General features: G+C 59.0%; 2 protein-coding genes, 1 tRNA gene and 2 rRNA genes (1 of these 5 cut by a window edge). 2 read left to right on the forward strand and 3 right to left on the reverse strand.

What is annotated here, in order from left to right; all coding sequences use genetic code 11:
- Positions 1–15 precede the first annotated feature (15 nt).
- Positions 16–2568, forward strand: a complete 2553-nt coding sequence (locus tag ACOOE2_RS16515; protein ID WP_420384080.1) for an HWE histidine kinase domain-containing protein — start codon at positions 16–18, stop codon at positions 2566–2568.
- Between the two features lie 177 nt (positions 2569–2745).
- A protein-coding gene (locus ACOOE2_RS16520) for an IS630 family transposase (RefSeq protein ID WP_420384081.1) occupies positions 2746–3688 on the forward strand; the annotation gives its coding sequence in 2 pieces (ribosomal slippage) (positions 2746–3081 and positions 3083–3688; 942 coding nt in all).
- A 32-nt stretch (positions 3689–3720) separates the two neighbouring features.
- On the opposite strand, the gene ACOOE2_RS16525 is transcribed toward ACOOE2_RS16520, so the two are convergent.
- From ACOOE2_RS16525 to ACOOE2_RS16535, 3 genes are all read right to left on the reverse strand, one after another.
- Positions 3721–3797 (reverse strand) — tRNA-Met (locus tag ACOOE2_RS16525).
- Positions 3798–3900: 103 nt separating this feature from the next.
- Positions 3901–4015 (reverse strand): 5S ribosomal RNA (rrf, locus tag ACOOE2_RS16530).
- Positions 4016–4152: 137 nt separating this feature from the next.
- Positions 4153–5000 (reverse strand): 23S ribosomal RNA (locus ACOOE2_RS16535); it runs 1946 nt beyond the window's last position.

Here is a 5000-nt window from a genome sequence, read left to right on the forward strand (position 1 = left end):
TTGGGCTGTCCTGACATGGCATCCGATTTTACCGGGCCTGTCGATCTGGCCAATTGCGATCGCGAGCCAATCCATATTCCCGGCAGCATTCAGCCGCACGGGGCCATGCTTGTTTGCGACCCGGAAACGGGCAAGGTCATCTTTGCGTCTGAAACCGCCGAGGATCTGTTGGGTCAGCGCAATTCCAATCTGATCGGGCTGACGCTCGAGGACATATTGGGCGCAAACGCCGCGCATGATCTGCGCAATGCGGCGATGAAAGTGGGCAGTTCGCATCTGGCGGGCGTCGTTCTCGGGTTGAAGCTGCCCAATCTCGATATGCCTGTCGACGCGGTCACGCATCAGCACAAGGATCGCCTGTTCGTCGAAATCGAACCCACCACATTCGATGTCAGTACGGCCCAGGATGCGCTCGAAATGACGCAAAGTCTGGTTCGCCGGATCGGTTTCGAAAGCAACGTCGATAAAATTGCCACAATTGGCGCGCGGCTGATCCGCGGCTTGCTCGGCTACGACCGGGTCATGGTTTATCAGTTTCTGCACAACGGCGCAGGCCATGTGATTGCCGAGGCCAAGGCGCCGAATCTCAACAGTTTCATGGGCCAGCATTTTCCTGCGTCCGACATTCCCTATCAGGCGCGCCGGCTTTATCTCGAAAATACCATCCGGATGATCGGCGATGTGAATTTCGCGCCTGTCCCGCTGCTGCCCCGACTGAAGGCCGGTGAAGAGCCGATCGACATGTCCTTTGCGCAATTGCGCAGCGTTTCGCCAATCCACTGCGAGTACCTGCGCAATATGGGCGTGGGTGCGACGATGTCGATTTCGGTCGTGGTCGACGGAGAACTGTGGGGCCTGATTTCGTGCCATCACGATTCGCCAAAGATCATTCCCATGCCACTGCGCGTCGGCGCGGAACTGTTCGGACAGTATTTTTCAATGCAGATCGCGCTCGCCGAACGACGCGCGGCGCTGATTGCGACCAATGACGCCCGCGCCCGGCTTGATCAGATCGTATCGGATATCCAACCGGGCGAAGCCGTCGACATCGCCGTGACGCGGCACCTTGGCGACCTGGCCGGGCTTATCGCAAATGACGGCGCCAGCATTTCGGTGAACGGCAGTTGGAGCGCAAATGGACGTGTCCCGGCGCCGGCCGAGGCCGCCGCCCTGATGGCATTTGTCAGTATGAAAGCCGCCGGCAATGTCTGGGCAACGGCTGAACTAGGCTCATTTGCTGATCTGCATGGCACTTATGGCACCGAAGTGGCCGGCCTGCTGGCCATTCCGATCTCGTCCGTTTCGCGCGATTATCTGATCTTGTTCCGCAGCGAGGAAGCGTATTCGGTGGAATGGGCCGGCGAACCGGTCAAACAGATCGTTTCCGGGCCCTCGGGTCCGCGGCTTAGCCCACGGGGCAGTTTCGATACCTGGCGCGAAGACGTTCGTGGCCGCTCGAAACCGTGGACCGATCGCGAACTGTCGGTGGCCGACACGATCCGCGTCTATCTGCGCGATGTCGTGCTGCGTTACAACGAAGCCACGTCCGAGGAGCGCGAGCGGGTGGAAAACCGCCGCCGGGTTCTGAATGACGAGCTCAATCACCGGGTGAAAAACATCCTTGCGCTGGTGAAGTCGATCGCGCGCCAGACCGGCGCGACTGCGGCCAGTGTCGAGGATTATGCCTCGGCCATGGAAGGGCGCCTGCGCGCGCTGGCATTTGCACACGACCAATCGCTGCAAGCCGGAAGTGGGGGCGATCTCGCCACGCTGATCACCGCCGAAGCGAGCCTGCATCGCTATGGCAGTGAGGTCGATCGCATTACCGCCGAGGGCCCTGCCGTCGGGCTGTCGGATCGCAGCTTTGGCGTCTTCGCGCTGGTCATCCACGAGTTGATGACCAATGCCGCAAAATACGGTGCCTTGGCCGTGCCCGAGGGCCGGTTGAGCCTGACGTGGCATCTGACTGATAGCGGCGATTGCCGGATCATCTGGCAGGAACGCGCAGGACCGTCTGTCACCGCGCCGACCCGGACGGGTTTCGGTAGCAAGCTCATCCAGACGACGATGACTTACGATCTCGGCGGAACGGCGACCGTGGCGTATGATCCTGATGGCTTGCGCGCAGACCTGATCATCCCGGCCAGCCATCTTGTCGCGGTTGCAGATATCATGCCGGCCGGCACGGCCGTGATCGCGCAGGCGCATGACGTGCTCGCGCAGCTCGATGTGTTGCTGGTCGAGGATCAGGCTCTGATCGCGATGGACACCGAGGACACGTTGCGCAAGCTGGGTGCCGGTATGGTGCGACTGGCGGCGAACGTGGCGCAATCGAAAGACGAGATTGCGGCGGCCCTGCCGGATTTTGCTGTTTTGGATTATAACCTGGGCCACGAGACATCGGCGGAAGTCGCCGATATGCTCGCGGATCTGTCGGTGCCGTTCCTGTTCGTGACGGGGTATGGCGACAATGTGATCATCCCTGATCGGTTCAAGCACATGCCGATCGTGCGCAAGCCGGTCAGCGCGACGGCACTTGCAGCGCGGATCGAAAGCTTGCGCGCTTAGCCAGTGTTCTGATCATGTTCGCGGCGTACCAGCACTGCAAAAACACAAAAAAAGCGCTGCGGGAAACCCGGCAGCGCTGCGCTAGAGCGGGATGAGGTTTGTTTGAATCGCCGAGGGATTCCCAAAGGCCAATTTTTCTGATTCAAGCTGTGTGCTGGGATTGGAGGCCGGCAAGGGATGGCACGACCATATTCGATTGATCTTCGGGAGCGGGTAATCGCGGCTGTTAAGCGCGACGGGCTTTCTCGCAATGCTGCTGCGCGGCGGTTTGGTGTGGCGATCAGCACGGCGGTTCTCTGGTTGCAGCGCCATCAAGACACCGGGAGCGCGGCCCCAGGGAAAATGGGCGGGCACAAGCCGCGCAAGTTGATTGGTGAACACCGGGACTGGTTGCTGGAGCGGACCAAGACGGATTTCACCCTGCGCGGTCTCCGAGCCGAACTGGCCGAGCGCGGGGTCTCGGTCGATTACCGGACCGTGTGGTCATTCGCGCATGACGAAGGTTTGAGCTTCAAAAAAAAGCGTACTTCCAGCCGAACAACTGCGCCCCAAGATCGCCAGGCGGCGCGAGCAGTGGAAGAAGTATCAGGGCACGATTGACCCCAGGCGGCTCGTTTTCATCGACGAGACTTGGGCGAAAACCAACATGGCGCCGCTGCGTGGTTGGGCGACCAAAGGGCGACGGCTCCATGCCAAAGTGCCTTATGGCCATTGGAAAACAATGACATTCCTCGCTGCCTTGCGCTGCGACAGGATCGATGCACCCTGCGTCCTCGATCAGCCGATCAACGCGGCATGCTTCCTCGAATATGTTGAGCAGTTTCTCGTACCGACGCTCTCGCCGGGCGATGTCGTCGTCATGGACAATCTGTCCAGCCACAAGCGGCCCGTCATCCGCGCCGCCATCCGCAGCGTCGGCGCGCGGCTGTTGTTCCTCCCGCCGTACTCACCTGACCTGAACCCCATCGAACAGGTCTTTGCCAAGCTCAAGCACCTCATGCGAAAAGCGGCTGAGCGCACCGCCGAGAACACATGGAAACGCATCGGAAAGCTGCTCGATGAATTCCCGCCAAACGAATGCGCCGCATATCTTGCCAATTCAGGGTATGCTCGAACCTAATCTCATCACGCTCTAAATCGTGGATTACAAGTTGGTTGCGGGGGCAGGATTTGAACCTGCGACCTTCAGGTTATGAGCCTGACGAGCTACCGGGCTGCTCCACCCCGCGACGGGTGCGGCGTGCGCAAGCAAGCCGGCAAAAATACCGCATAAAGCGGCAAGCGTTGTGAATGGGTGTAACCCCCACTTTGCATCAGAACGTCGGCGACAATGCCTGGCGACGACCTACTCTTCCAACGCTTGAGCGTTAGTACCATTGGCGCGGACTGGTTTCACGGCCGAGTTCGAGAAGGGATCGGGTGGGTCACAGACGCTATGGTCACCAAGCAATGATGCCGACGTTTTGATGTGTGGGGGTTTTTAATCGATGCGCGTTTGTATGTTTTGTGTTTGGCGTCTGGCTTGATTACCGCCCGCCTTTATCTGGCCTGCTGTTGGGCAGGGCTGATATTGATGGTGGAATTCTCAAGCATGAACAGAGCTATTAGGACCGGTTAGCTTCATGCGTTACCGCACTTCCACACCCGGCCTATCAACGTGGTGGTCTACCACGGCTCTATGATACCTTATCTCGAGGGAGGCTTCCCGCTTAGATGCTTTCAGCGGTTATCCCGTCCATGCATAGCTACCCTGCTGCGCTCCTGGCGGAACGACAGGTACACCAGAGGCATGTTCATCCCGGTCCTCTCGTACTAGGGACAACTCCTCTCAAGTATCGACGCCCACGGCAGATAGGGACCAAACTGTCTCGCGACGTTCTGAACCCAGCTCACGTACCACTTTAATTGGCGAACAGCCAAACCCTTGGGACCTGCTCCAGCCCCAGGATGTGATGAGCCGACATCGAGGTGCCAAACGATTCCGTCGATATGAGCTCTTGGGAATCATCAGCCTGTTATCCCCGGCGTACCTTTTATCCGTTGAGCGATGGCCCTTCCACGAGGGACCACCGGATCACTATGACCGACTTTCGTCTCTGCTCGACTCGTCAGTCTCGCAGTCAGGCAGGCTTATGCCATTGCACTCTAACAGACGGTTTCCAACCGTCCTGAGCCTACCATCGCGCGCCTCCGTTACTCTTTAGGAGGCGACCGCCCCAGTCAAACTACCCGCCACAGAGGGTCCCCGAACCGGCTAACGGTCCTGGGTTAGACATCAGAAAACAACAGGGTGGTATTTCACCTATGGCTCCACATCAGCTGGCGCCGATGCTTCAAAGCCTCCCACCTATGCTACACAATTCTTTCCTAATGCCACTCTGAAGCTGCAGTAAAGGTGCACGGGGTCTTTCCGTCTAACCGCGGGTACTCCG

Origin of the sequence: Novosphingobium sp. (assembly GCF_965214355.1) — a bacterium.
Lineage (GTDB): Bacteria > Pseudomonadota > Alphaproteobacteria > Sphingomonadales > Sphingomonadaceae > Novosphingobium.

Excerpts from the sequence above, each read along its gene's own strand:
- ACOOE2_RS16515 (WP_420384080.1), top strand. The coding sequence starts at position 16 with ATGGCATCCGATTTTACCGGGCCTGTCGATCTGGCCAATTGCGATCGC.